This window comes from Mycolicibacter acidiphilus, assembly GCF_018455725.1.
GTDB classification, from domain to species: Bacteria; Actinomycetota; Actinomycetes; order Mycobacteriales; family Mycobacteriaceae; genus Mycobacterium; species Mycobacterium acidiphilum.
Genome location: NZ_JAHCLR010000001.1, coordinates 41,757 through 67,237, shown reverse-complemented (window position 1 = coordinate 67,237; position 25,481 = coordinate 41,757). Strand labels below are relative to the sequence as shown.

Genomic DNA, 25,481 nt, shown 5'->3' with positions numbered 1-25,481 from the left:
TCAGCGCGAGGTTTTCCAAGTAGGGTTCGCGCTCACGTCGATCTCGCGTCTAGTCCAGTGTCTCGCTGACCTCGGTCATGCAGTCGCAACTGTTCATCGCCGCGACCCAGCCGGTGATCTGGCGGGCCACATTCTGGTCGGTCAACCCCACCTCGGCCAGCACCTGACCGCGCGAGGCGTGATCGTAAAACCGTTGCGGCACACCGACGTCACGGCACGGCACGTCGATCTCGGCGGACCGCAGCGCCGCCGACACCGCGGAGCCGACTCCCCCGTTCACCCCGTTGTCCTCGCAGGTGACCACCAGCTTGTGGGTGCGCGCCAGCTCACCGATGAGCGGGTTGACCGGCAGCACCCAGCGCGGGTCGATCACCGTCACGCCGATGCCCTGGTTGTGCAACCGATCAGCGACCGCCAGCGCCATGCCCGCGAACGCACCGACCGCGACCAGCAGCACGTCGTCTCCCAGCCCCTCGGCCGGGACCGCCAGCACGTCCACGCCGGAACGCCGCTCGATCGCCGGAATATCTTCGCCGACATCGCCCTTGGGGAACCGGATCGCGGTCGGGCCGTCGTCGACGCCCAGCGCCTCGCCCAGTTCCTCGCGCAGCCGGGCGCCATCCCGCGGGGCAGCCACCCGCATTCCCGGCACGATCCCCAGCACCGACAGATCCCACATGCCGTTGTGGCTGGCACCATCGGGCCCGGTGATCCCGGAGCGGTCCAGCACCAGCGTCACCGGCAGCTTGTGCAGGGCGACGTCCATCAGCACCTGGTCGAACGCGCGGTTGAGGAACGTCGAGTAGATCGCCACCACCGGGTGCAGGCCGCCCATCGCCAGACCGGCCGCCGAGGTCACCGCATGCTGCTCGGCGATGCCGACGTCGAACATCCGGTCCGGGTAGCGCTCCCCGAAAGCCTTGAGCCCGGTCGGGCCCGGCATCGCGGCGGTGATCGCCACCACGTCCCGGCGGGCCGCGCCGTACTCGATCAGCACGTCGGAGAACGTCGCCGTCCAGCCCCGCCCGCCGGTCTCGGCCGCACACCCGGTGACCGGATCGATCACCCCGCAGGCGTGCATCTGCTCCGCCTCGTCGTTCTCGGCCGGGTCGTAGCCCTTCCCCTTGCGGGTGACCACGTGCACGATCACCGGGGCGCCGAAGCCGCGGGCCCGGCGCAGCGCGGACTCCACCGCGGCCTCGTCGTGACCGTCGATCGGCCCGAGATATTTCAGCCCCAGGTCGGTGAAGAGCGGCTGCGGGGCCAGCGCGTCCTTGATACCGACCTTGATGCCGTGGATGACCTGGTAGCCGAGTTCGCCGATGACCGGCATCCCGCGCACCGCGCTGCGCCCGCGCTCCAGCAGTCGCTCGTAGGCGGGCTGCAACCGCAGCGCCGCCAGGTGGTCGGCGAACCCGCCGATGGTCGGCGCGTAGCTGCGGCCGTTGTCGTTGACGACGATGATCACCGGCCGGTTCGCCGCGGCGATGTTGTTCAGCGCCTCCCAGCACATGCCGCCGGTCAGCGCACCGTCACCGACGACGGCGACCACGTGCCGGTTGCGGTGCCCGGTCAACTCGAACGCCTTCGCCAGCCCGTCGGCGTAGGACAGCGCAGCACTGGCGTGGCTGGACTCCACCCAGTCGTGCTGACTCTCGGCGCGCGACGGATACCCCGACAGCCCGCCCTTGCTCCGCAGCGTGTCGAAGTCCGGGGCCCGCCCGGTCAGCATCTTGTGCACGTACGCCTGGTGGCCGGTGTCGAAGATGATCGGGTCGTGCGGCGAGTCGAAGACCCGGTGCAGCGCCAGCGTCAACTCCACCACGCCCAGGTTGGGTCCCAGGTGGCCGCCGGTGGCGGCGACCTTGTGGATGAGGAACTCCCGGATCTCGGCGGCCAAGTCGGTCAACTGCCGCTGGGAGAGGCGCTGCAGATCGGCGGGGCCGCGGATCCCTTCAAGCATCCGGCCAGTCTACGCACCCGGGTACCGCCGTCCCCGGCGTTGCCGACGTAGGGTCATGCGCATGCACGCCGAGGAGATCGCCGAAGAGTTTCCGGTGGTGACGATCGACTCCGATGCACTGGACGCGGCCCGGATGGTGGCCGACAACCGGTTGCCCGGGATCGTCGTCACCGACGGGTCGGGCAGGCCGTACGCGGTACTGCCGGCCTCCGAGGTGGTGCGGTTCATCGTGCCGGGCTACATCCAGGACGACCCGTCACTGGCCGGGGTGCTGGGCGAGGCCACCGCGGACCGGGCGGCGGAGAAGTTGCGTGGCAAGACGGTTCGCGACGTGCTGCCCGAACGGCTGCAGAACGTCCCGGCCGCCGACGCCTCCGACACGATCATCGAGGTGGCCGCCGCGATGGCCCGGCTGCGCACCTCGCTGATCGCGGTCGTCAAAGACGGTGAGCTGCACGGGGTGATCACCGCATCGCGGTTGCTGGCTGCGGCGCTGAAGGTCTGAGCGGCATGCTGACATTCCTCGCGGTCGCGATCTTCGTGATCGCCTACCTGTTCATCGCCGCCGACCGGATCAACAAGACACTGGTGGCGCTGACCGGCGCCGCGGTGGTCGCGTGCCTGCCGGTGATCAGCTCCGACGACATGTTCTACTCCCGCGAGACCGGGATCGACTGGGACGTCATCTTCCTGCTGCTCGGCATGATGATCATCGTCAGCGTGCTGCGCCAGACCGGCGTGTTCGAGTACGTGGCGATCTGGGCGGCCAAGCGCGCCAACGGTTCCCCGCTGCGCATCATGATCCTGCTGGTGCTGGTCACGGCGGTCGCCTCGGCGCTGCTGGACAACGTCACCACCGTGCTGCTGATCGCACCGGTCACCCTGCTGGTCTGCGACCGGCTGGCGATCAACGCGGCGCCGTTCCTGATGGCGGAGGTGTTCGCCTCCAACATCGGCGGCGCGGCCACCCTGGTCGGCGACCCGCCGAACATCATCATCGCCAGCCGGGCGGGGTTGTCGTTCAACGCTTTCCTGGTGCACATGACACCGATCGTCGTCATCGTGATGGCGGTGTTCGTGGTGCTGCTGCCCCGGCTGTTCCCCGGATCGTTTCACGTCGACGCCGACCGGGTCGCCGAGGTGATGTCGCTGGAGGAGGGCGAGGCGATCCGCGACCGCGGACTGCTGATCAAGTGCGGGGCGGTGCTGGCCGCGGTGTTCACCGCGTTCGTCTCGCATTCGGTACTGCACATCGAGCCGTCGACGGTGGCGCTCCTCGGCGCCGGGCTGCTGATCGTGATCTCACGGTTGGAGCGCTCCGATTACCTGTCCGGGGTGGAGTGGGAGACGCTGCTGTTCTTCGCCGGGCTGTTCATCATGGTCGGCGCGCTGGTCAAGACCGGGGTCATCGCCGACCTGGCGAAGGCGGCCACCGAGGCCACCGGCGGTAACGCGCTGCTGGCGACGATGGCGATCCTCGGGGCGTCCGCGCCGGTGTCGGGGATCATCGACAACATCCCCTACGTGGCGACGATGACGCCGATCGTGGCGGAACTCTCCGCGTCGATCCCCGGCCAGCACCACCCGGACACGCTGTGGTGGGCGCTGGCGCTAGGTGCGGACTTCGGCGGGAACCTGACCGCGGTCGGGGCGTCGGCGAACGTGGTGATGCTCGGGATCGCCCGCCGCGCCGGCAATCCGATCTCGTTCTGGGAGTTCACCCGTAAGGGCATCGTGGTGACGACGGTGTCGGTGGCACTGTCGGCGGTGTATCTGTGGCTGCGGTATTTCGTGCTGGGCTGATCTGCGGCGACGATGATGACGACAGCTTCCCGTCGATGGTACCGTGAGATGGTACCACTTAAGGATTGGAGCCGTCGGTGTCGATCACTGCCAGCGAAGCTCGTCGAAACCTCTTTCCCCTCATCGAGCAGGTCAACGACGACCGCATTGCGGTCGAGATCGTCTCCCGGCGCGGCAACGCCGTCCTGATCTCGGCCGACGATTACGCGGCACTGCAGGAGACCGCCCATCTGCTCCGCGCCCCGGCGAACGCACGTCGCCTGCTCACGGCGTACACCGACGCGCTTGCCGACCGCAACCTCATCGAACACACGCTTTCAGAACTCCAGGCGATGGTCGACCCAGAGTGAGGCGACTCGCCTTCCACGCACAGGGTTGGGAAGACGTCACCCACTGGCTCCTGAATGATCGGACGACGGCCAAGCGGATACTCCGACTGCTCTCCGAGATTCAGCGCGATCCGTTCGTCGGAATCGGGAAGCCCGAACCTCTGAGGCATTCCCTGCCGGGAACCTGGTCACGGCGAATCACCGACGAACACCGCCTCGTCTACCTGGTTACCGACGAGCCGATCGTCGTGCTGCAGGCGCGCTACCACTACTGACGGCCGTCGGCACGTCGGCGGAGTGTGGAGCGCCTACCGCGTCAGCAGTGCCACGCACTCCACGTGGTGGGTGAGCGGGAACGCGTCGAACACCCGGATCGCCTCGACGGTGTAGCCCTGCCGCCGGTACAGCCCGATGTCGCGCGCGAACGACGCTGCCTCGCAACCGATGTGCACCACTCGCGGCACCTCGGCACTGCCGAGCGCCTCGATCACGTCGCGGCCGGCGCCGGTGCGCGGCGGGTCCAGCACCGCCACGTCGGCGGCGCCGGACTGCGCGGCCAGCACCCGGCGCACCGAGTCGGTCACCACCTTCACCTGCGGCAGATCGGCCAGCGCCACTCGCGCCGCACCGGAAGCGGCCCGTGAGGTGTCGGCGGTCAGCACCCGACCGGACTCCCCCACCGCCGCCGCCAGCGCCGCGGCGAACACCCCGGCGCCGCCGTAGAGGTCCCACGCGGTCCCGCCGGACTCCACTGCGGCCCACTCGGTCACCAGATCGCTGTAGAACGCGGCCGCACCGCGGTGCGCCTGCCAGAACGCGGTCACCGGAATCTGCCAGCGCCGCCGGTTGACCCACTGGGTGGCGTGGTAGTCGCCCTCGACGATGTAGGGCCGGTGTTCCCGCCCGGTGCTCACCACGTGGCGCACGCCGTCGTCGTCGAGCACCACGTGCACGTGGTCGCCGGCCCGGAACTCCTCGGGCAGCCCCTTGGTCATCCCGGTCGGCAACTGCCCGCAGCTCAGGTCGGTGACCAGCGCGTCGGAATGGTAGCGATGGAACCCGGCCCGCCCGTCAGCGCCGACGTCCAGCCGGATCCGGCTGCGCCAACCGGTGGCACCACCGTCGGGCAGCGGCTCGGCCGCACCCTCCCAGGCGAAATCCCCCAGCCGGGCAAGCTGATTGGCCACCACCTCACCCTTCAAAGCGCGCGCCGCAGCCGGGTCGGCGAACGCCAGATCGCAGCAGCCCGCGCCGTCGACCCCGGCGATCGGGCACAGTGAATCCACCCGGTCCGCCGAGGCGGTGAGCACCTCGACGCACTCCGCCTGCCAGTAGGAGTCGCGCTGCGCGGTCACCCGGGCCCGTACCCGCTCCCCGGGCAGCGCGTAGCGCACGAACACCACCCGGCCGTCATGCCGGGCGATGCAGCTGCCGCCGTTGGCGGGCGGGCCGACGTCCAGAATCAGTTCGGTCATTCCATGAATCCCCGTCGTGTGTCGCCAGGCGCATGGTGCGGTGCCAGCACCTTGCGCCGCTCTGCCGAATTGAGCTGCCACGGAACCGAAGTCACCATCACCCCGGGCATGAACAGCAGCCGGGTCTTCAGACGCAGCGCACTCTGGTTGTGCAGCAACTGCTCCCACCAGTGACCCACCACGTATTCGGGGATGTAGACGGTCACCACGGCTCGCGGCGACTCCTTGCTGATCCGTTTGACGTAGTCCAGTACCGGCCGGGTGACCTCCCGGTACGGGGAGGCGATCACCTTCAGCGGCACCGTGATATCGCTGTCCTCCCATTCCCGGACCAGGGTTCGGGTCTCGGCATCGTCGACGCTGACAGTGATCGCCTCCAGGGAGTCCGGCCGGGTCGCCCGCGCGTAGGCCAGCGCGCGCCGGGTCGGCAGGTGCAGCTTGGACACCAGGATCACCGCATGGTTGCGGCTGGGCAGCACCATCTGGTCCTCCTCCGCCGCGGACTGCTCGTCCAACTCGCGGGTGACCGCGTCGTAGTGCCGGCGGATCAGCTTCATCAGGGCGAACAGCGCTCCCATCGCCACGATCGCGATCCACGCGCCGAGCAGGAACTTGGTGACGATCACCACGATCAGCACGGTCCCGGTGCAGATGAACCCGACGGTGTTGACCGCCCGGGAGCGCATCATCGTGATCCGCGCCGCCCGGTCGGTTTCGGTGCGCAGCAACCGGTTCCAGTGCCGCACCATGCCGATCTGACTCAGCGTGAACGAGACGAACACCCCGACGATGTAGAGCTGGATCAGCGCGGTGACCTCGGCGCGGAACGCCACGATGAACGCGATCGCCACCACCGCCAGGAACACGATGCCGTTGGAGAACGCCAGCCGATCACCACGGGTGTGCAACTGGCGCGGCAGATACGAGTCCTGGGCCAGAATCGATCCGAGCACCGGGAAGCCGTTGAACGCGGTGTTGGCGGCCAACGCCAGGATCAGCGCGGTCACCCCGGCGATCAGCCACAGGCCGGGCGGAAACCCGTGGAACACCGTCTCGGCCAGCTGCGCCAGCAGTGTCTTCTGGTCGTAGTCGGCCGGGGCGCCGATCAGCTGGTCGGCCGGGCGGGCGGCCATCTTCACCCCGGTCTGCCGGGCCAGCACGATGATCCCCATCATCAGCGTCACCGCGATCACCCCGAGCATCAGCAGCGTGGTGGCGGCGTTCTTCGACTTCGGTTTGCGAAACGCCGGAACGCCGTTGCTGATCGCCTCCACCCCGGTCAGCGCCGCACAGCCCGAGGAGAACGATCGGGCCACCAGGAACACCAGTGCGAAGCCGACCAGTTCGCCGTTGGTCGAGGAGATCTTGAACTCCGCCGACTCCGCGCGCAGCGGATGGCCCAGCACGAAGATCTGGAACAGCCCCCAGCCCAGCATGATGTAGATGCCGACCATGAACGCGTACGTCGGGAACGCGAACGCCGTGCCGGACTCCCGGATGCCGCGCAGGTTGATGGCGGCGACGACGATGACGGTGCCGACCGCGAACACCACCTTGTGCGCGGAGATGAACGGCACCGCCGAGCCGATGTTGGCGATCCCCGACGAGATCGAAACCGCAACCGTGAGCACGTAATCCACCATCAGCGCGCTGGCCACGGTCAGCCCCGCGGTGGAACCGAGGTTGGTGGTGACCACCTCGTAGTCGCCGCCGCCCGATGGGTAGGCGTGCACGTTCTGCCGGTAGCTGGCCACCACGGTGACGAACACGAACGCCACCGCGACGCCGACCCAGGGTGTCAGCCGGTAGGCCGCGATCCCCGCCACCGACAGGACCAGAAAGATCTCCTCCGGCCCGTAGGCCACCGAGGACAGTGCGTCGGAGGCGAACACCGGCAGCGCGATCCGTTTCGGCAGCAGGGTGTGGCTCAGCCGATCGCTGCGAAACGGCCGGCCCAGGACGAGCCGCCGCGCAGCGGTGGAAAGTTTCGACACGAGAGCCAAGGGTAAGCCCAACCGGCGTTGGCGGTAGCGTGCACCGAAGACGAGCACGACGCCGGTCGAAGGGAACCTCAACGTGCGGGTAGTGGTGATGGGCTGCGGCCGGGTGGGCGCCTCGGTGGCCGACGGGCTGTCCCGGATCGGTCATGAGGTTGCGATCATCGACCGCGACGGCACCGCGTTCAACCGGCTCAGCCCGGAATTCACCGGCGAGCGGGTGCTGGGGATGGGTTTCGACCGGGACGTGCTGCTGCGGGCCGGCATCGAGGAGGCCGGAGCGTTCGCGGCGGTGTCCTCCGGCGACAACTCCAACATCATCGCGGCCCGGCTGGCCCGGGAGACCTTCGGTGTGTCGCGGGTGGTGGCCCGCATCTACGACGCCAAGCGCGCCGCGGTCTACGAGCGGCTCGGCATCCCCACCATCGCCACCGTGCCGTGGACCACCGACCGACTGCTGGACGCGCTGACCCGCGAGGGCGAGATCACCAAGTGGCGGGACCCCACCGGCACCGTCGCCGTGGTCGAGGTCATCCTGCACGAGGGCTGGATCGGTCACCGCGTCACCGACCTGGAAACCGCCACCGGTGCCCGGGTGGCGTTCCTGACCCGATTCGGCACCGGGGTGCTGCCCGAACCGAAGACGATCATCCAGGCCAGCGATCAGGTGTACATCATCGCGGTGTCCGGCCGGGTCGGCGAGGCGATAGCGATCGCCGCGCTGCCGCCGAGCGAGGATCTGGACAAATGAAGGTCGCGGTAGCCGGCGCCGGTGCCGTCGGGCGGTCCATCGCCCGCGAACTGCTCGACAGCAACCATCAGGTCGCCCTGATCGAACGCAACCCCGAGCACATCGACTTCGACGCCATCCCCGCCGCCCAATGGCACCTCGGGGACGCCTGCGAGCTGAGTCTGCTGGAGTCGGTGCGGCTCGAGGACTTCGACGTGGTGATCGCCGCGACCGGTGACGACAAGGCCAACGTGGTGCTGTCGCTGCTGGCCAAGACGGAGTTCGCGGTGCCGCGGGTGGTGGCCCGGGTCAACGATCCGCGCAACGAATGGCTGTTCACCGACGCCTGGGGGGTGGACGTGGCGGTGTCCACCCCGCGGATGCTGGCCTCCATGGTCGAGGAGGCCGTCGCGGTCGGCGACCTGGTGCGGCTGATGGAGTTCCGCAAGGGCGAGGCCAACCTGCTGGAGATCACACTGCCCGACGACACGCCGTGGGGCGGCAAGCCGGTGCGCAAGCTGGCGCTGCCCAAAGACGCCGCGCTGGTGACGATCCTGCGCGGACCGCGGGTGATCGTGCCGCAGGACGACGAACCGCTGGAGGGCGGTGACGAACTGCTGTTCGTCGCGGTCGCCGGCGTCGAGGACGCGCTGCGCGAACTGCTGCTACCGACGCGCTGACCCCGGTTCGGCGACCTCGTCGGATGCGGGGTCGACCGGTGCGTCGGCCGAGGCCTGCAGGGTGCGCTGCACGTACTTGACCGCCAGGTAGGTCACCACCGCCGCCACCGCCGTCAGCGGCCAGCCCATCCCGATGCGCGCCACCCCGAGCCAGCCGGTCCGGTCGGCGTTGTACAGCAGGCCCTGCACGACGAACCGCGAGCCGAACACCAGCACCCAGGTCAGCGTCGCGAGGTCGTAGGCGTACACCGCCGCCCGGACGTCCCGCCAACTCCGATCCTGGCCGCTCGACCAGCTCCAGATGTAGCCGACCGCCGGACGCCGGATCACCATCGATGCCGCGAACACCACCGCCCAGGCCAGTGACGTCCAGATGCCGAGCAGGAAATAGCCTTTGGACTCCCCCATCAGGTAGGCGATCAGCGCGCAGACCGCCACCCCGAAGAAGCCGGAGAACGCCGGCTGGGTGGACTCTCGGCGGATCAGCCGCCAGACCAGCACCGCCGCGGCGACACTCAGTGCGGACAGGATCGCTGCGCGCAGCCCCCAGACCGTGGAGACCGGAACGAACACGACGATCGGCAGCGAGGAGTAGACCAGGCCGGCCACTCCGCCGATCTGTTCCAGCAGACGCTGGGCGCTGTAGTCACCGGACATGATTCACCGGCGAGGATAGCCGAAATCGGTCACTGCTGAATTTCGTAGTGCGGGTTGTAGATCGCCTTGGCGCCGCTCTCCAGCTTGCCGAGCCGGCCGTGCACTCGCAGCGTGCGACCGGATTCGATGCCGGGAATCCGGCGTTGCCCCATCCAGACCAGCGTGACGGTGTCGGTGCCGTCGAACAATTCGGCGCGGACGCCGCCCGAGCAGCCCTTCGCGCAGGCCTCCACGCTGCGCAGCACACCGACCATCGTGACCTCCTGGCCGCGCTCGCAGTCGATGACGCGCTGTGCACCGGTGTTGACGGCTTCGTCGGACAATTCCTCGACATCGCGCAGCTCGGGATCTTCGGTCAGCCGCTGAGTCAGCCGACGCAGATACCCTTTCGCTACCGCCATCACATCTCCCACTTCACATAACCCATCAGTGGCAACAACCCAGCTGTGGGATCTAGTCCGTTGTGTGCGCCCGCTACGCTAGACCTGTTGATTGCCTAATGCCACACGACCGGCCTCCGGGGTGCCCGTCGAGTTGCTGACAACACCCGGCACGATCATGTGGTGGCATTCGAATCACGCGGGCGCACCGCGGTCCTGCTGCCCGGGACCGGATCCGACGACGACTACGTCCACCGGGCTTTCGCCGAGCCGCTGGACCGTGCCGGCGTCCGGTTGATCACGCACCGGCCGCAGCCGGCACGCCTGATCGACGGGTATCTGGCCGCATTGGACGCAGCGGCCGAATCGGAGCCGATCATCGTCGGCGGCGTGTCGATCGGTGCCGCGGTGGCGACCGCATGGGCGCTGCACCACCCGGACCGGACCGTCGCCGTGCTGGCAGCTCTGCCGGCTTGGCTGGGGTCGCCGGACACCGCCCCGGCAGCACTGGCGGCCCGACACAGCGCCGCCGAACTGCGCCGTGACGGCCTGCCGGCGGTGGTGGCCCGGCTGCACGCGTCCAGCCCGACGTGGCTGGCCGCGGAGTTGACCCGGTCCTGGACCGCACAGTGGCCGCAGCTGCCCGACGCGCTGGAGCAGGCCGCGCAGTACGTGGCGCCGACCCGGGCCCAGTTGCAGAGCCTGACCCCACCGCTGGCCGTGGTGGCGGCCGTGGACGACGCGGTGCACCCACTGCAGGCGGCCGCCGACTGGGTGGCCGCCGCGCCGCGGGCCGCGCTGCACACGGTGACACTGGATCAGATCGGCGCCGATCCGGCCGCGCTCGGCGCCGCCTGCGTGGCGGCGCTGGCCGAGGCCGTTAACCGCCGGGTCTGATGCGGCGGTCCAGCTTCGCCTCTCCTCCGTCGAGGCTCGCTAACCGCCGGTGATAGTCCGCAACTGCTGCATCGCCGACCCATCCACGCTGCGACGTGCGGCGGGCTGCGGCGGCGGGACCTCACCGCCGTACGGCGCAGTGCCACCGCCCTCCTGGGCGGCGTTCTGCCGGGCGGCCTCCTGCGCCGCGGCGGCGGCGCGCAGCTGCTCGGCCATCGGCTCGGGCAGCCGCACCGGCAGCGGTGTGCGCACCGGCAGCGGGGTGTCGCCACGGCGAACCACGGTGTCGGCCAGCGCCTCCCGCGCTTGTTCGGTCAGGGCGTCCATCGTCTCGTGGGCGCCGTTGACGACGCAGCGCACCATCCAGCGGTACCCGTCGACACCGATGAACCGGACCGCCCCGGTCGCCGAGCCGACCACCTCACGACCCCAGGGGCCGTCGATGATGGCGACGTTCGCCGAGTCCTTGCGCAACGCGTCAGCCAGTTCACCGGCCACCTCGCGCCACAACCCGGCCGACTTCGGCGCCGCGTAGGCGGCGATGTTGAACCGGCCGTTCGAGGTGACCAGCCACACCGCGCTGGGCACACCGGCGTCGGTGAGCTCGACCTGGACCTGCGCCCCCTCGGGCATCGGCACCAGCACCGACCCGAGGTCGAGTCGTGCCAGCGTCGCCTGTGCGGGGTCGTCGAAGTCCTCGATGTCGAACGGGCCCTCCAACTCCTCGTCCGAACCCGGCTCGTCGTAGTCGTCCACCATCACAATCGCCGCCCTTCGTCATCGCACCGCTTCGGCACCGTCACCGGTGCCCTCCCGGCACCATCATCTTCACAAACTCGCATGCCCACCGGAGGACCCGTGCCCGCCGGCACCCCGGGTCGTGTCGGCCAGCCCCGCCTCCTCGAACGACGCCACCTCGACCAGGTCGGGAAGTTCGACCCGCTGCACCACCAGCTGGGCGATGCGGTCGCCGCGGTGGATGATGATCGCCATCGCCGGGTCCAGGTTGATCAGCGCGACCTTGATCTCGCCGCGGTAGCCGGCGTCCACGGTCCCCGGACTGTTGACGATCGCCAGTCCCACCCGCGTCGCCAGGCCGGAGCGGGGATGGATCAGACCGACCATGCCGAACGGGATCGCCACGGCGATGCCGGTCGGCACCAGCGCCCGCTGTCCGGGCTCGAGTTCCAGGTCGACCGCGCTGTAGAGGTCCACACCCGCATCACCGGCGTGAGCTCGGGTGGGCAGCGGCAGGTCAGGGTCCAGGCGGACTACCGGGAGGCTGGTCGACACGAGCCAGAAGACTACTCTTAGCCGCGTGTCGGGACTGCGTGTGAACCACCGGGCATCGCAAACCGTGCGCTACCGCGAGCAGCTTCGGGTGCCGTGGTGGTGGTGGCCGCTGGGGTTCTTCGGGATGGGGCTACTGGCCTACGAGGTCCGGTTGGGCTTGCGGATGCTGCCGCCGTGGCTGCCGTTCGCGGTGGTGTTCGCGATCACGGTGGCGGCACTGCTGTGGCTGGGCCGGGTCCGGGTGCAGGTCACGTCGGGTGACAGTGGAGCCGAACTGTGGGCCGGGGACGCGCACCTGCCGGCGTCGGTGATCGCCCGCGCCGCGGAGGTGCCGCAGTCGGCCAAGTCGGCGGCACTGGGGCGTCAGCTCGACCCGGCCGCGTTCGTGGTGCATCGCGGTTGGGTGGGGCCGATGGTGCTGCTGGTTCTCGACGACCCCGACGACCCGACGCCCTACTGGCTGGTGAGCTGCCGGCACCCGGAGCGACTGCTGGCGGCCCTGCAGGACTGAGCGGCCGTCAGGCCGCGCAGTCCGTGCAGATCATCACGCCGTTCTTCTCACTGGCCAGCCGGCTCCGGTGCTGGACCAGGAAGCAGCTGGAGCAGGTGAACTCATCGGCCTGCTTGGGGATGACACGTACCGACAGCTCTTCGCCGGACAGGTCGGCGCCGGGCAGTTCGAAGGACTCCGCGGATTCCGATTCGTCGACGTCGACCACCGCCGACTGGGCCTCATTGCGCCGCGCCTTCAATTCCTCCAGCGAGTCCTCCGAAACGTCGTCCGTCTCGGTGCGCCGTGGAGCGTCATAGTCAGTAGCCATCGCGTTCTCCCCTCAACTCCCCTCGTAACCCTGCGCGAGCTTTGTACCAGCGTCGAACGCATCCACCAAATGATTCGTGCCCGCTTCGCAGCCAGATTAACTGTGATATGCGCCACATTTCATGTCTGACCACGGTTATCCGTGGCACGCGCGCCCTTTAGAGTGCCTACGTGGTCGCGCAAATCACTCAAGGCAGCGAGTTCGACAAGCATGGTCGGCCGTTCCGGAGACGCAACTTTCGACCCGCCGGTTACGCCCTCGCGTGCCTGGCATTGCTGACCGGCGCGGTGTGGGTGGTGGCACTCACCCGACCACCGGATGTCCATGAGATCGCCGCGTGCAACCCGCCGCCGGCGCCGACCGGACCGGACCAGCCACGACTCGGTGCCCAGGTGCCGCGCACGGCACTGGCCAGCACCACGCCGGCCAAACTGGCCGAGGTCAAAGCAACCGTGCTCAACGCCACCGGACGGGCCGGACAGGCCGCGGACGTCGCCGACGCGATGCGCGACGACGGCTTCGCCCAACCGGCCGCCGCCAACGACCCGGTCTACGACGGCGCCCGGTTGGACTGCCAGGGCCAGATCCGGTTCGGTGAGGCCGGGCGGGCGGCAGCGGCCGCCGTCTGGCTGGTGGCGCCGTGCACCGAACTGTTCCGCGACGACCGCACCGACGACTCCGTCGACCTGGCCATCGGAACCGATTTCACGTCGCTGGCCCACAGCAACGACATTCAGGCGGCCCTGGCCGGGTTGCGCCCGGACGCCACCGGGCTGCCCGACCCGGCGCTGCTGACCAAGATCCACTCCGGCACCTGCTGACCGCCAGCCGACCGCCAGGTTCCCCGGCTAGGGTGTGACGAGCATCCCGAGCCCGAGGAGACCCGATGACCGGCAGTACGGAATCGCCACACCGGAGTTTCGGCATCGACGTCGGCGGCAGCGGCATCAAGGGCGGCGTCGTCGATCTGGATACCGGCGCACTGGTCGGTGATCGGTACAAGCTGCCCACCCCGAGTCCGGCGACCCCCGCCGCGGTCGCCAAGACCGTCGCCGAGGTGGTCCGCCACTTCGACTGGACCGGCCCGCTGGGGGTGACCTACCCCGGCGTCGTGGTCGACGGCGTCGTCCGCACCGCCGCCAACGTCGACGACTCGTGGATCGGCGTCAACGCCCAGGAGGCGATCGCCGCCGAACTCGGCGGACAGCCCGTTGTCGTCCTCAACGACGCCGACGCCGCTGGACTCGCCGAAGAGCGCTACGGGGCCGGCCGGGACAAGACGGGCCTGGTGGTGCTGCTCACGTTCGGCACCGGGATCGGCTCCGCGGTGATCCACAACGGAAAGCTGCTGCCCAACACCGAACTCGGCCACCTCGAGGTCGACGGCAAGGAGGCCGAGCACCGGGCCGCCGCATCGGTCAAGGAGCGCAAGGGCTGGTCGATGAAGAAATGGGCCAAGCAGGTGACCAAGGTACTGGTGGCCATCGAGAATGCGCTCTGCCCGGACCTGATCGTCGCCGGCGGCGGGATCAGCCGCAAAGCCGACCAGTGGGTGCCGCTGCTGGACAACCGGACCCCGGTGGTCGCGGCGACGCTGCAGAACAGCGCGGGCATCGTCGGCGCGGCGATGGCGGCCGCCGCCGACGTCACGCGCTGAAATCCCCCGCTTGGCAGGAACACTCCCCGACTGTCGTTACAATGGTCCGCGGCGGCCGCCTGACCGATAGCGGCGACTATCCCAGCTGACTTCTCGGCTGATATAGAGCCGATATTCGACATACCCGACACTTGCGGTTGCGCACGACCCTGCGAACCGGAAGTAAGTCCGACCGAAGGGGTGGCCGTGGCAGCGACCAAGGCAAAGCCGGAGACCGACGAGCCGAAGAAGCGCACCGCCGCCAAAGCACCCGCCAAGGCCGCCGCCAAAGCACCCGCCAAGGCTGCCGCGAAGTCCGCCGCCAAGGCGCCGGCGAAGAAGGCCGCCAAGACCACCGCGAAGTCGGCCGCCAAGGCGCCGGCGAAGAAGGCCGCGGCCCGGGGCACCAAGGCCTCGGCGAAGAACACCGACCCCGATCTGGCCGGCGACGACCTGGACACCGACGTCGAACTCGACGGTGAGCCCGGCGACGACGACATCGACGACACCGACCTCGCCCTCGACGACGACACCGACGAGGCCGACGACGCCGCGCCCGGCCCCGCCGCCGTAGCCGCCGGCACCGCCGCCGACGAGGAAGACGAGGAGATCGCCGAGCCGTCCGAAAAGGACAAGGCCTCAGGTGATTTCGTCTGGGACGAGGAAGAGTCCGAGGCGCTGCGGCAGGCCCGCAAGGACGCCGAACTGACCGCCTCGGCGGACTCGGTGCGCGCCTACCTGAAGCAGATCGGCAAGGTGGCGCTGCTCAACGCCGAAGAGGAAGTCGAGCTGGCCAAGCGCATCGAAGCGGGCCTGTACGCCACCCAGAAGATGACCGAGCACACCGACAAGGGTGAGAAGCTGGCCGTCGCCTACCGGCGTGACATGGTGTGGATCTGCCGGGACGGCGACCGTGCCAAGAACCACCTGCTGGAGGCGAACCTGCGCCTGGTGGTGTCGCTGGCCAAGCGCTACACCGGCCGCGGCATGGCGTTCCTGGACCTGATCCAGGAGGGCAACCTGGGCTTGATCCGCGCGGTGGAGAAGTTCGACTACACCAAGGGTTACAAGTTCTCCACCTACGCCACCTGGTGGATCCGCCAGGCCATCACCCGAGCGATGGCCGACCAGGCCCGCACCATCCGCATCCCGGTGCACATGGTCGAGGTGATCAACAAGCTGGGCCGCATCCAGCGCGAGCTGTTGCAGGACCTGGGTCGCGAGCCCACGCCCGAGGAGCTCGCCAAGGAGATGGACATCACCCCGGAGAAGGTGCTGGAGATCCAGCAGTACGCCCGGGAGCCGATCTCGCTGGACCAGACCATCGGCGACGAGGGCGACTCGCAGCTCGGTGACTTCATCGAGGACTCCGAGGCCGTCGTGGCCGTCGACGCCGTCTCGTTCACCCTGCTGCAGGATCAGCTGCAGTCGGTGCTGGAGACGCTGTCCGAGCGCGAAGCCGGCGTGGTCCGGCTGCGGTTCGGACTCACCGACGGTCAGCCGCGGACTTTAGACGAGATCGGTCAGGTCTACGGGGTCACCCGCGAGCGGATCCGTCAGATCGAGTCGAAGACGATGAGCAAGCTGCGCCACCCCAGCCGCTCGCAGGTGCTGCGCGACTACCTGGACTAGGTAGTCGGCCCCCGACACCGTGTTCGCTACCGGCTGATCGCACCGAAAACACCGTCGGCGTCCGGGCGGTATTCGGTGACGGCGACCACCGCGGCGACCGGCAACGGGCCGTACAGGTGCGGAAACGTCATTCCGTCCGGGTCGGAGTCGGTCCCCGGCTCCCAGCGCAGCGGCGCGTCGACTCGGTCGGCGGCGATGTGCAGGAGCAGAACGTCGTCGCGCCCCCGGTAGAATCGGTTGGCGGGCAGGTGCACTTGCTGCGGTGTGGACAGGTGAACGAATCCGACCTCCGGATCCGGATCCACCCGGCCACCGCGCTGGGCTTCGGACCAGTCGCGGGCGCCGCACAGGTGCACCAGTGTCTGCGCATCGTCGGTCATCGGCTACACCCTGCCCGATGCCGGCGGTGCCGCGAAAGGCGGTGAGACACGACACACCGATGCGGGGAACATCGCGATACCCCTCGACGTCTGAGACAGTCGAGGTACACGTCGAAAAGAGGAGCCATGAACGCAACCCTGACCGGTCCGGAACTGACCAGGGCTGACCGCTGCGACCGCTGCGGTGCGGCCGCTCGCGTGCGGGCAACCCTCCCGTCGGGAGCTGAGTTGCTGTTCTGCCAGCATCACGCCAACGAGCACGAGGCGCGACTGGTCGAGATCGCGGCCGTCCTCGAAGTCGGCGAACCGCTGGAGTCGTAGGAGCGAGACGCACCGCCGCGCGCCACGGGGAGGCAGCGCGGCCGGTCGTCGGAACTCATCGCACACCGCATGCCGGATCAGCCCGCCAAGCCGTCGCGCCACCACCTGTGGCATCTCACCCGCCGCACCCTGTCGAAAAGCTGGGACGACTCCATCTTCTCCGAGGCCGCGCAGGCCGCGTTCTGGTCCGCGCTGTCGATGCCGCCGCTGCTGCTCGGCTTGCTGGGCAGTCTGGCCTACGTGGCGCCGATGTTCGGCGCGGACACCATGGCCGTCGTCGAAGAGCGCCTGGTGTCGATGGCACACAGTTTCTTCTCGCCGAGTGTCGTCAACGAGATCATCGAGCCGACGATCGCCGACATCGACAAGGGCGCCCGCGGTGAGGTGGTGTCCCTGGGGTTCGTCATCTCGCTGTGGGCCGGCTCGTCGGCGGTCTCGGCGTTCGTCGACTCGGTTGTCGAGGCGCACGGACAGACACCGCTGCGTCACCCGGTCCGGCAGCGGTTCTTCGCCTTGTTCCTCTACGTCGTGGGCCTGGTCTTCGTGATCGCGACGGCGCCGTTCGTCGCGCTCGGACCGCGCAAGATAGCCGAGTACATCCCCGAGAGCTGGGGCCGGGCATTGCATCTGGGCTACTACCCCGCGCTGGTCATCGGCCTGCTGCTGGCGATCACCGTGCTGTACCGGGTGGCACTGCCGCGGCCGCTGCCGTCGCACCGGCTCATCTACGGCGCGGTACTGGCCACCACGGTCTTCTTGATCACGACGCTGGGCCTTCGGATCTACCTGACCTGGATCACCAGCACCGGCTACACCTACGGCGCCCTCGCAACGCCGATCGCGTTCCTGCTGTTCGCGTTCTTCGGCGGCTTCGCGATCATGCTGGGCGCCGAACTCAACGCCGCTGTCCAGGAGCAGTGGCCGGTGCGGCACACCCATGCCGCCCTGCTGCGGGAGTGGCTGCAGGCCCGGTTGCGCGCCCGCGCCGAGCGGATCAGGCCTTCTTGAGGGTTTCGTAGATCCGCTTGCAGTCCGGGCAGACCGGTGAGCCGGGCTTGGCGCTCTTCGTCACCGGAAATACCTCACCGCACAGCGCCACCACGTGCGTGCCCATCACCGCGCTCTCGGCGATCTTGTCCTTCTTGACATAGTGGAAATACTTCGGGGTGTCGCCGTCGGTCCCGTCGTCGACGCGCTCATCGGTGTCAGTGCGTTCGAGGGTGTCGGTCTGCATGCCCATGCCTCACATTGTGCCCAGAACCGGTGACGATCCCCAAACCTTTCTGCGCGAAAACCCCCTGTGCCACCGACGGGGCGGTGTGGGACAGTGGAGCCATGGAGCAGGGCCCCCAGCTGGGTTTCGACGACGACGGCCAGCCCGTGCTCATCACCACGGCCGCGCCATCGTATGAGCAGCAGCACCGTGAACGGGTTCGCAAGTACCTCACGATGATGGCGTTCCGCGTTCCGGCACTACTGCTGGCGGCCCTCGCGTACGGCGCCTGGCACAACGGACTGATCTCGCTGGCGATCCTGGCGGCGTCGATCCCACTGCCGTGGATGGCGGTGCTGATCGCCAACGACCGTCCGCCGCGCCGGCCCGACGAGCCGCGGCGCTACGACGCCGAGCCGCGCAACATCCCGCTGTTCCCCGGTCCGGCCCATCTCGCGCTGGAGGAATCCTGGCGTCAGCAGCCGCCGTCGGCGCGACCGGAGTCGCCGGAACCCCCGGAAACGGACGGTTCTTAGCACATTCTCAAGGCTACCGACGCATCTGCGCACGTCAGCGAGGATGACGGCCGGATCGCGCGGGGAACTCCAGACCCGGGTTGGGCGTTAACAGGAGTGATAGTTGACGCCGATCTTTGGGGAGGCCGCAATGGCAAACGCAACCACCACTCGTCGAGTCGACCGCGATCTGGACGCCCAGAGCCCGGCAGCCGATTTGGTGCGGGTATATCTCAACGGCATCGGCAAGACCGCGTTGCTCAATGCCGCCGATGAGGTGGAGCTTGCCAAGCGCATCGAGGCCGGTCTGTACGCGCAGCATCTGCTGGACACCCGTAAGCGGTTCGGCGAGAAGCGCCGGGCCGAACTCGCGACGGTGGCCCACGACGGTGAGGCCGCCCGCCGGCATCTGCTGGAGGCCAACCTGCGCCTGGTGGTGTCGCTGGCCAAGCGCTACACCGGCCGCGGGATGCCGCTGCTGGATCTGATCCAGGAAGGCAACCTGGGCCTGATCCGCGCGATGGAGAAGTTCGACTACGCCAAGGGCTTCAAGTTCTCCACCTACGCGACCTGGTGGATCCGCCAGGCCATCACCCGCGGCATGGCCGACCAGAGCCGGACCATCCGGCTGCCGGTCCACCTGGTGGAGCAGGTCAACAAGCTGGCCCGGATCAAGCGTGAAATGCATCAGCGGCTCGGCCGGGAGGCCACCGACGAGGAACTCGCCGCCGAATCCGGCATCCCGGCCGAGAAGATCGGCGACCTGCTGGAGCACAGCCGGGACCCGGTCAGCCTGGACATGCCGGTCGGATCCGACGAGGAAGCCCCCCTGGGTGACTTCATCGAGGACTCCGAAGCCATGTCGGCGGAGAACGCCGTCATCGCCGAGTTGCTGCACACCGATATCCGCAGCGTGCTCGCCACCCTGGACGAACGCGAGCACCAGGTGATCCGGCTCCGGTTCGGCCTCGACGACGGCCAGCCCCGCACCCTCGATCAGATCGGCAAGCTGTTCGGCCTGTCCCGGGAGCGGGTCCGTCAGATCGAGCGCGAGGTGATGACCAAGCTGCGGCACGGCGAGCGTGCCGACCGGCTGCGTTCCTACGCGAGCTGACAATCGAATCCGGGGAGGTCACCGCGCACCGCGCGGTGGCCTCCTCGCATATGTGCTGTGACGCCCTCTGATTGAGGTATTGCTAACTAACCATTCACTCAGCTGCCAAGTAGACTCGGCGAAGACGGAGGGTGCCGAATGAATGATCTGGTTGATACCACCGAGATGTACTTGAGGACGATCTACGACCTCGAGGAGGAAGGTGTCACCCCGCTGCGCGCGCGTATCGCCGAGCGGCTTGAGCAGAGTGGGCCGACCGTCAGCCAGACCGTGTCCCGGATGGAACGCGACGGACTGCTGCGGGTGGCCGGCGATCGCCACCTCGAACTCACCGAGAAGGGCCGTGCGCTGGCGGTGGCGGTGATGCGCAAGCACCGGTTGGCCGAACGGCTGCTGGTCGACGTCATCGGTCTGCCGCTGGAAGACGTGCACGCCGAGGCGTGCCGGTGGGAGCACGTGATGAGCGAGGAGGTGGAGCGCCGCCTTGTGCAGGTGCTCGACAACCCGACGACGTCGCCGTTCGGCAACCCCATCCCGGGGCTGCTGGATCTGGGCTTCGGCGCCGGCGCGGGTATCTCCGACGCGCATCTGGTTCGGCTGACCGAACTGCCGGCCGGTTCGCCGGTCGCGGTGGTGGTGCGTCAGCTGACCGAGCACGTCCAGGGCGACGTCGACCTGATCACCCGGCTCAAGGAAGCGGGTGTGGTGCCGAACGCGCGGGTGACGGTGGAAGCCGATGCAGCTGACGGCGTGACGATCGTGATGCCCGGCCACGCCGACGTGAGCCTGCCATACGAGATGGCGCACGCCGTCAAGGTCGAAAAGGTCTGAGCCGGCGGTTCACCCGGCGCGTCGGCCGAACCGCCGGCGCTGCGGCAGCACGACACCGAGTTCGCGCGCCAGCCGGTAGCCGGTCTCGGCGAGCCCGCGGATCCGGTCGGGCCGCAGCCCTGACTGCAGGGCCGTGTCGAGCAGACCGGCCATCCGGTGCTCCGGCGTGGCGCGCAGCGCCGCCTCCAGCGACAACCCGGCCAGCGGCCCGTCGCCACGGGCGTACGCGCTGAACGCCAGCAGGACCAGTGCCTCGCTCCGCCACGGCTGCGGCAGGCTGCGGACCAGCAGCGCCCACAGGTTCTCCGCCTCGGCGGAGTTCTCGCCGATCGCCAGTGCGCAGACCGTGTCCCGGACCGTCAGGTCGGACAGCGTGCAGCCCAGCACCGCCAGTTCAGAATCGGTCGGCGGTCGGCCGTCTGCGAAATCCATTGCGGCCGTCAGGAGTTGCTCGACGTCCTGCCGCGCCTGCCCGCGCGGGTCCGCCCGGCGGGCCGCAGTGTGCGTCGTCGCGCACTCCTCGATGGCGGCGGCGACGGCCGCGCTGCGCTCTGGGGCGTCGGGGTCGATCAGGGCCAGCAGGTCCGCCCGGTGCGCGTACAGCCTTCTGCCCTCCAGCACGGCGGCGACCGCCAGCGGCGACGCCTCCGGATCGTCGACGACACCGGATGCACCGCAGCCGTCGGCGCAGTGCCAGCGCCCGCCCGCCGCCACCCGGTCCACCACGTGCGCGGCAAGCAGTTCGATGCCGTGCTCCGCCAATCCGTCGGTGAGCACCGTGCACAATTCGCGGTGCTCCTCGGTGCAGACCGGGCAGCCCGCCCCGTCGGCGTCGACGACGACCGCAATCGCCGAGGCCGGCGCCGCCGCGGCGGCGATCTCGGCGAGCCGGCCCACACCGTCGGCCAAGTCCGCGGACAGGTCGACCCGCATGACGGCGCCGAGCTCCCCGCCGTCGACCGAGACCAGGATCAGCGACTTCTCGGGAACGAAGCCGAGGATCGCCGGCAACGCCGCGATCAGGGCACCGGGGCGGTTCAACGTGAAATCCGGTTGCTTTTTCGTCATGCCGCAACGGTGCCTCCCGGCACCGTCATCGGACTGCACCCGGGCGCCGCTAATCGGGCGGGCTGTGGATGAATCGGCGACTGTGGATCACCGCTCCCCCGATCACCGCCGCGTTCGCCCCGAGCGAATCCGCCCACCCGACCGGAATGTCGACCACCGGGCGAGACGTTGCCCGACGCATACGCCGTCGGTTTCGCTGAGCCGCCGGCCTTGAGGGAGACTGGAAACAGCGGTGCGGCACGGCACCGCAACGAGGAGGCGAAACCGATGGCCGACAGTGGGCGTCCCGACAGCGGACCGAGTTCGAACCAACGTCACCAGCCCGAGCAGAGCGGCATGTACGAGCTGGAATTCCCGGCGCCGCAACTGACCTCACCCGATGGCGAGGGTCCGGTGCTGATCCACGCGCTGGAGGGCTTCTCCGACGCCGGCCACGCCATCCGGTTGGCCACCACGCACCTCAAGGACACGCTCGACACCGAACTGGTCGCGTCGTTCGCGATCGATGAGCTGTTGGACTACCGGTCCCGCCGCCCGCTGATGACGTTCAAGACCGACCACTTCACCGATTACCGGGAACCCGAGCTCAGCCTGTACGCACTGCATGACAGTGCCGGCACCCCGTTCCTGCTGCTGGCCGGGATGGAGCCGGACCTGAAGTGGGAGCGGTTCATCACCGCGGTGCGGCTGCTGGTCGAACGGCTCGAGGTGCGTCAGACCATCGGGCTGGGCACCATCCCGATGGCCGTTCCGCACACCCGGCCGGTGACCCTGACCGCGCATTCGAACAATCGCGAGCTGATCAGTGACTTCACCCCGTGGATCACCGAGGTGCAGGTTCCCGGCAGTGCGTCGAATCTGCTGGAGTACCGGCTGGCTCAGCACGGCCACGAGGTGGTCGGATTCACCGTCCACGTGCCGCACTACCTGTCCCAAACCGATTATCCGGAGGCCGCGCAGGCGTTGCTGGAGCAGGCCGCCAAGGCCGGGTCCCTGCAGTTACCGCTCACCGCCCTCACCGAGGCGGGCACCGAGATCCGGGCGAAGATCGACGACCAGGTGGAGGCGAGCACCGAGGTGCAGCAGGTGGTGACGGCGCTGGAACGCCAGTACGACGCCTACGTGGCCGCGCAGGCCAACCGCTCCCTGCTGGCCCGCGATGAGGACCTGCCCAGCGCCGACGAGCTCGGCGCCGAGTTCGAACGGTTCCTGGCGCAGGAGGCGAAGAAAACCTCCGGCGACGACGAGATCTGAGACGGGGCCTGATCAGCCGGCGCGGTGCAGCGTCGCGGTGAGGTGGTTCTGCGCGGGCTGGCCGACCGCACCCATGTCAAGCGTGTACGACAGCTCGTCGCCGGTGAAACGGTAGCGGCGGCTCAGCGCGACAACCTCTTTCGCGGTGGGTGTCAATCCGATCGTCGTCGCGGCCAGGTCGAGTTCGATGACGTCTCCGGCCACCGTGACACCACCGACCTCGATCTCGCTGATGCCGCTGGGATGGGCGAGAACCCACTCCACCCGGCCCGGTTCCGGCACCCGCAGGTAGCCGGTCTCGGCGTGCAGTGGCGCCCCGTCGACCGCCGACCGGGTCCGCTGCCCGTACACCAGGAACGGCTTGCCAACGTGTGCGAACGTCACCTCTTCGAGATAGTCGAACGACGCGATGGTCGGGTACACCCCGGTGCCACGGCCGGACCAGGTGCCGAGCAGCGGGGCGAGCCCGACGAGGTTCGGGTGCAGTTCGGGTGTCATGGCGATCAGACTATCCAGCGGTCGAGTCTGGCACCCGGCGGTGATCGCGCAGCGACTCGATCTCCCGCTCGAAGTCGGCCGCCGACTCGAACGACCGGTACACCGAGGCGAACCGCAGGTAGGCCACCTCGTCGAGTTCTCGCAGCGGCCCCAGAATGGCCAGTCCAACCTCGTGGCTGGGAATCTCCGGCGACCCCGCGGCCCGCACCGCATCCTCCACCTGCTGCGCCAGCAGGTTCAGGGCGTCGTCGTCAACCTGCCGACCCTGGCAGGATCGCCGAACCCCGCTGATCACCTTCTCGCGGCTGAACGGCTCGGTGACCCCGCTGCGTTTGACGACCGACAGCACCGCGGTCTCCACGGTGGTGAAGCGGCGACCGCACTCCGGGCAGGACCGCCGTCGGCGGATCGCCTGTCCCTCATCGGTCTCGCGCGAATCCACCACCCGGGAATCGGGATGGCGACAAAACGGGCAGTGCATGGCCGCTCCTTCGCCGTACCGAGAACCGGGTTCCTCCACCAGCGGAGGCGGCTCGGACACCTGCGAGCGTACCTGCGCGGCAATACCGCAGCGCCCCACAGTGTCCGGTGCCGCCGGTGGCGGGTACGGCATCCGCGCTCAGCCGATCGGTGCGATCAGGGTCTGGCCCGCGTCGAGGGCCACCGACTCCAGGCCGTTGAGCTCTCGGATCCGGTCGACAACCGCCGCGGTGGGTGCATCGGGCGCCACCCGGGCCGCCAGGTGCTGCAGGTTCTCCCCGCTCTGGACGCGGACGACCCCGAGTTGGTCGGGAACCGCCGGCGCGGCTCCCGTCATCGTCGCGCCGAACTGCGCGACCAGACCGAGCCAGACGGTGATCGCCGCGGCTACCAGGGCGAGCAGGACCGTCGTCAGCGGTGTGATCGGGCGCGGCCGGTGCACCGCCTGGGACATCGCCACCCCGGTGCCGCGATGACGCAGCGGCGCGCCGGCGGGCCGGCGCCGGACGGGGGCGGTCCGGACCGGGCGGGCCCGATACGCCGACGGGCGCGCCGGAGACGCCGGCCGTACCGCAACCGGCTCAGCCGTCCATCCGGTCCCGATCACCTCGATGAGCATCATGGGGGTCCTCCCTCACTCGTTGTCTTCCGATCCAATTCGCTCGGTTGTTCGAACCGTAATCGATAACACGTTCGAATACGAACATTTGAGCGAGCGTGTCGGACTCTAACGGCGACCACCGACGACCCGGGTCCGTACGCGACACACCTCGAACACATGTTTGATTAATGGTCGTCACGCGACTACATTCGCCCGCATGGGCGATAGCAGCAGAACCACGGCGGCCACGACACCCGACGGAGCGCTGACCGCGCGGCAGCGGACCATCCTCGACGTCATCCGCGCCTCGGTGACCGAACGGGGCTATCCGCCCAGCATCCGGGAGATCGGCGACGCCGTCGGCCTAACCTCGACGTCATCGGTGGCCCACCAGTTGCGCACCCTGGAGCGCAAGGGCTACCTCCGGCGCGACCCCAACCGGCCCCGCGCCGTCGACGTCCGCGGCTCGGATGAGGCCGGCGCGGCACAGGCGACCGCCGCGCCGACCGACGTCGCCGGGTCGGACTCACTGCCCGAACCGACATTCGTGCCGGTCCTCGGGCGGATCGCGGCCGGTGGGCCGATCCTCGCCGAGCAGGCGGTGGAGGACGTGTTCCCGCTCCCCCGCGAACTGGTCGGCGAGGGTGAGCTGTTCCTGCTGAAGGTGGTCGGTGAGTCGATGGTCGACGCGGCCATCTGCGACGGCGACTGGGTGGTGGTGCGCCAGCAGCACGTCGCCGAGAACGGCGACATCGTGGCCGCGATGATCGACGGCGAGGCGACCGTGAAGACGTTCAAACGCACCGCCGGTCAGATCTGGCTGATGCCGCACAACCCCGCGTTCGACCCGATCCCGGGTAACGACGCGGTCGTGCTGGGCAAGATCGTCACCGTCATCCGCAAGATCTGACGG

At 69.0% G+C, this 25,481-nt stretch carries 32 protein-coding genes; 18 read left to right on the top strand and 14 right to left on the bottom strand.

The annotated features are described in order from the left end of the window. Positions 1 to 49: 49 nt before the first annotated feature. The gene (gene dxs, locus KIH27_RS00385; protein WP_214090928.1) at positions 50 to 1,963 is read right to left on the bottom strand and encodes a 1-deoxy-D-xylulose-5-phosphate synthase; all 1,914 of its coding nucleotides are present in this window, start codon (positions 1,961 to 1,963) and stop codon (positions 50 to 52) included. A gap of 61 nt (positions 1,964 to 2,024) precedes the next feature. Here dxs and KIH27_RS00380 point away from each other — a divergent pair, with 61 nt between their 5' ends. From KIH27_RS00380 to KIH27_RS00365, 4 genes are all read left to right on the top strand, one after another. Then, positions 2,025 to 2,468, top strand: a complete 444-nt coding sequence (locus tag KIH27_RS00380) for a CBS domain-containing protein (RefSeq protein ID WP_214090927.1) — start codon at positions 2,025 to 2,027, stop codon at positions 2,466 to 2,468. Positions 2,469 to 2,473: 5 nt separating this feature from the next. Continuing rightward, a complete protein-coding gene (locus tag KIH27_RS00375) occupies positions 2,474 to 3,766 on the top strand; it encodes an ArsB/NhaD family transporter (RefSeq protein ID WP_372451276.1) in 1,293 nt (430 codons plus the stop codon). Positions 3,767 to 3,843: 77 nt separating this feature from the next. Further along, positions 3,844 to 4,116 (top strand): type II toxin-antitoxin system Phd/YefM family antitoxin, encoded by a 273-nt coding sequence (locus KIH27_RS00370; protein ID WP_214090926.1) that lies wholly within the window; start codon positions 3,844 to 3,846, stop codon positions 4,114 to 4,116. Beyond that, a complete protein-coding gene (locus KIH27_RS00365) occupies positions 4,113 to 4,370 on the top strand; it encodes a Txe/YoeB family addiction module toxin (protein ID WP_214090925.1) in 258 nt (85 codons plus the stop codon). Before KIH27_RS00370 ends, KIH27_RS00365 begins: the two co-directional genes overlap by 4 nt. A 33-nt stretch (positions 4,371 to 4,403) precedes the next feature. Here the strand turns inward: KIH27_RS00365 and KIH27_RS00360 are convergent, their stop codons facing one another. Next, positions 4,404 to 5,570: a class I SAM-dependent RNA methyltransferase gene (locus KIH27_RS00360; RefSeq protein WP_214090924.1), complete on the bottom strand. Its 1,167-nt coding sequence runs from the start codon at positions 5,568 to 5,570 to the stop codon at positions 4,404 to 4,406. Beyond that, positions 5,567 to 7,564 (bottom strand): APC family permease, encoded by a 1,998-nt coding sequence (locus KIH27_RS00355; RefSeq protein WP_214090923.1) that lies wholly within the window; start codon positions 7,562 to 7,564, stop codon positions 5,567 to 5,569. Before KIH27_RS00355 ends, KIH27_RS00360 begins: the two co-directional genes overlap by 4 nt. Before the next feature lie 82 nt (positions 7,565 to 7,646). Here KIH27_RS00355 and KIH27_RS00350 point away from each other — a divergent pair, with 82 nt between their 5' ends. Next, positions 7,647 to 8,318: a potassium channel family protein gene (locus KIH27_RS00350; protein ID WP_214090922.1), complete on the top strand. Its 672-nt coding sequence runs from the start codon at positions 7,647 to 7,649 to the stop codon at positions 8,316 to 8,318. Further along, entirely contained in the window at positions 8,315 to 8,977 is a 663-nt protein-coding gene (locus tag KIH27_RS00345) for a potassium channel family protein (RefSeq protein ID WP_214090921.1), read from the top strand. The genes KIH27_RS00350 and KIH27_RS00345 overlap by 4 nt, the downstream gene beginning before the upstream one ends. On the opposite strand, the gene KIH27_RS00340 is transcribed toward KIH27_RS00345, so the two are convergent. After that, complete coding sequence (locus KIH27_RS00340; RefSeq protein ID WP_214090920.1) at positions 8,963 to 9,634, bottom strand: DUF3159 domain-containing protein; 672 nt, start codon at positions 9,632 to 9,634, stop codon at positions 8,963 to 8,965. The genes KIH27_RS00345 and KIH27_RS00340 overlap by 15 nt on opposite strands. Before the next feature lie 29 nt (positions 9,635 to 9,663). Further along, a complete protein-coding gene (locus tag KIH27_RS00335; RefSeq protein ID WP_214090919.1) occupies positions 9,664 to 10,035 on the bottom strand; it encodes an OB-fold nucleic acid binding domain-containing protein in 372 nt (123 codons plus the stop codon). Positions 10,036 to 10,197: 162 nt separating this feature from the next. On the opposite strand from KIH27_RS00335, the gene KIH27_RS00330 reads away from it, so the two are divergent. Beyond that, on the top strand, positions 10,198 to 10,911 hold the full coding sequence (locus KIH27_RS00330; protein ID WP_214090918.1) for an alpha/beta fold hydrolase: 714 nt from the start codon (positions 10,198 to 10,200) through the stop codon (positions 10,909 to 10,911). Positions 10,912 to 10,950: 39 nt separating this feature from the next. Here KIH27_RS00330 and KIH27_RS00325 read toward each other — a convergent pair whose 3' ends face one another. After that, positions 10,951 to 11,670, bottom strand: coding sequence for a DUF3710 domain-containing protein (locus KIH27_RS00325; RefSeq protein WP_214090917.1), 720 nt, complete (start codon positions 11,668 to 11,670; stop codon positions 10,951 to 10,953). Between the two features lie 69 nt (positions 11,671 to 11,739). Continuing rightward, positions 11,740 to 12,204 (bottom strand): dUTP diphosphatase, encoded by a 465-nt coding sequence (gene dut / locus KIH27_RS00320; protein WP_214090916.1) that lies wholly within the window; start codon positions 12,202 to 12,204, stop codon positions 11,740 to 11,742. Positions 12,205 to 12,229: 25 nt separating this feature from the next. Between dut and KIH27_RS00315 the strand changes: the two genes are divergently transcribed. After that, positions 12,230 to 12,715 carry a DUF3093 domain-containing protein gene (locus tag KIH27_RS00315; protein WP_214090915.1) on the top strand — a complete coding sequence of 162 codons (486 nt, stop codon included), beginning with the start codon at positions 12,230 to 12,232 and terminating at the stop codon, positions 12,713 to 12,715. A 7-nt stretch (positions 12,716 to 12,722) separates the two neighbouring features. Here the strand turns inward: KIH27_RS00315 and KIH27_RS00310 are convergent, their stop codons facing one another. Further along, positions 12,723 to 13,025 (bottom strand): DUF4193 domain-containing protein, encoded by a 303-nt coding sequence (locus KIH27_RS00310; RefSeq protein ID WP_019738982.1) that lies wholly within the window; start codon positions 13,023 to 13,025, stop codon positions 12,723 to 12,725. A 170-nt stretch (positions 13,026 to 13,195) separates the two neighbouring features. On the opposite strand from KIH27_RS00310, the gene cei reads away from it, so the two are divergent. From cei to KIH27_RS00295, 3 genes are all read left to right on the top strand, one after another. Further along, entirely contained in the window at positions 13,196 to 13,846 is a 651-nt protein-coding gene (gene cei, locus KIH27_RS00305) for an envelope integrity protein Cei (RefSeq protein ID WP_214090914.1), read from the top strand. Positions 13,847 to 13,911: 65 nt separating this feature from the next. Next, on the top strand, positions 13,912 to 14,682 hold the full coding sequence (gene ppgK / locus KIH27_RS00300) for a polyphosphate--glucose phosphotransferase (protein WP_214090913.1): 771 nt from the start codon (positions 13,912 to 13,914) through the stop codon (positions 14,680 to 14,682). A gap of 186 nt (positions 14,683 to 14,868) precedes the next feature. Next, positions 14,869 to 16,293: an RNA polymerase sigma factor gene (locus tag KIH27_RS00295; protein ID WP_214090912.1), complete on the top strand. Its 1,425-nt coding sequence runs from the start codon at positions 14,869 to 14,871 to the stop codon at positions 16,291 to 16,293. A gap of 26 nt (positions 16,294 to 16,319) precedes the next feature. Here KIH27_RS00295 and KIH27_RS00290 read toward each other — a convergent pair whose 3' ends face one another. Continuing rightward, entirely contained in the window at positions 16,320 to 16,673 is a 354-nt protein-coding gene (locus KIH27_RS00290) for a DUF952 domain-containing protein (protein ID WP_214090911.1), read from the bottom strand. 126 nt (positions 16,674 to 16,799) lie between these two features. Between KIH27_RS00290 and KIH27_RS00285 the strand changes: the two genes are divergently transcribed. Both KIH27_RS00285 and KIH27_RS00280 read left to right on the top strand, forming a co-directional pair. Then, positions 16,800 to 16,994 carry a DUF7455 domain-containing protein gene (locus KIH27_RS00285; RefSeq protein WP_214090910.1) on the top strand — a complete coding sequence of 65 codons (195 nt, stop codon included), beginning with the start codon at positions 16,800 to 16,802 and terminating at the stop codon, positions 16,992 to 16,994. 69 nt (positions 16,995 to 17,063) lie between these two features. After that, positions 17,064 to 18,002, top strand: coding sequence for a YihY/virulence factor BrkB family protein (locus KIH27_RS00280; RefSeq protein ID WP_214090909.1), 939 nt, complete (start codon positions 17,064 to 17,066; stop codon positions 18,000 to 18,002). On the opposite strand, the gene KIH27_RS00275 is transcribed toward KIH27_RS00280, so the two are convergent. Then, complete coding sequence (locus KIH27_RS00275; RefSeq protein ID WP_214091162.1) at positions 17,989 to 18,228, bottom strand: DUF3039 domain-containing protein; 240 nt, start codon at positions 18,226 to 18,228, stop codon at positions 17,989 to 17,991. The two genes, KIH27_RS00280 and KIH27_RS00275, sit on opposite strands and share 14 nt — an antisense overlap. Before the next feature lie 83 nt (positions 18,229 to 18,311). Between KIH27_RS00275 and KIH27_RS00270 the strand changes: the two genes are divergently transcribed. The 3 genes from KIH27_RS00270 (at position 18,312) to KIH27_RS00260 (ending at position 20,667) form a co-directional block, all read left to right on the top strand. Then, positions 18,312 to 18,743 carry a DUF3099 domain-containing protein gene (locus KIH27_RS00270; protein WP_214090908.1) on the top strand — a complete coding sequence of 144 codons (432 nt, stop codon included), beginning with the start codon at positions 18,312 to 18,314 and terminating at the stop codon, positions 18,741 to 18,743. Positions 18,744 to 18,873: 130 nt separating this feature from the next. Next, positions 18,874 to 19,836, top strand: a complete 963-nt coding sequence (locus KIH27_RS00265) for a sigma-70 family RNA polymerase sigma factor (protein WP_214090907.1) — start codon at positions 18,874 to 18,876, stop codon at positions 19,834 to 19,836. A gap of 138 nt (positions 19,837 to 19,974) precedes the next feature. Beyond that, complete coding sequence (locus tag KIH27_RS00260) at positions 19,975 to 20,667, top strand: iron-dependent transcriptional repressor DtxR (protein ID WP_214090906.1); 693 nt, start codon at positions 19,975 to 19,977, stop codon at positions 20,665 to 20,667. Positions 20,668 to 20,676: 9 nt separating this feature from the next. On the opposite strand, the gene KIH27_RS00255 is transcribed toward KIH27_RS00260, so the two are convergent. Next, the gene (locus KIH27_RS00255) at positions 20,677 to 21,735 is read right to left on the bottom strand and encodes a DUF4192 domain-containing protein (RefSeq protein ID WP_214090905.1); all 1,059 of its coding nucleotides are present in this window, start codon (positions 21,733 to 21,735) and stop codon (positions 20,677 to 20,679) included. Between the two features lie 267 nt (positions 21,736 to 22,002). Between KIH27_RS00255 and KIH27_RS00250 the strand changes: the two genes are divergently transcribed. Continuing rightward, positions 22,003 to 22,989: a proteasome assembly chaperone family protein gene (locus KIH27_RS00250; protein WP_214091161.1), complete on the top strand. Its 987-nt coding sequence runs from the start codon at positions 22,003 to 22,005 to the stop codon at positions 22,987 to 22,989. A 12-nt stretch (positions 22,990 to 23,001) separates the two neighbouring features. On the opposite strand, the gene KIH27_RS00245 is transcribed toward KIH27_RS00250, so the two are convergent. The 3 genes from KIH27_RS00245 to KIH27_RS00235 all read right to left on the bottom strand — a co-directional run bounded on the left by KIH27_RS00245 (position 23,002) and on the right by KIH27_RS00235 (position 24,589). Continuing rightward, positions 23,002 to 23,487, bottom strand: coding sequence for a peroxynitrite isomerase (locus KIH27_RS00245; protein ID WP_214090904.1), 486 nt, complete (start codon positions 23,485 to 23,487; stop codon positions 23,002 to 23,004). 10 nt (positions 23,488 to 23,497) lie between these two features. Continuing rightward, positions 23,498 to 23,968 (bottom strand): transcriptional regulator NrdR, encoded by a 471-nt coding sequence (nrdR, locus tag KIH27_RS00240; protein WP_214090903.1) that lies wholly within the window; start codon positions 23,966 to 23,968, stop codon positions 23,498 to 23,500. A 138-nt stretch (positions 23,969 to 24,106) separates the two neighbouring features. Beyond that, positions 24,107 to 24,589, bottom strand: a complete 483-nt coding sequence (locus KIH27_RS00235; protein ID WP_214090902.1) for a LysM peptidoglycan-binding domain-containing protein — start codon at positions 24,587 to 24,589, stop codon at positions 24,107 to 24,109. A gap of 196 nt (positions 24,590 to 24,785) precedes the next feature. Between KIH27_RS00235 and lexA the strand changes: the two genes are divergently transcribed. Beyond that, positions 24,786 to 25,478, top strand: coding sequence for a transcriptional repressor LexA (gene lexA, locus KIH27_RS00230; protein WP_214090901.1), 693 nt, complete (start codon positions 24,786 to 24,788; stop codon positions 25,476 to 25,478). The last annotated feature ends 3 nt before the right edge of the window (positions 25,479 to 25,481 follow it).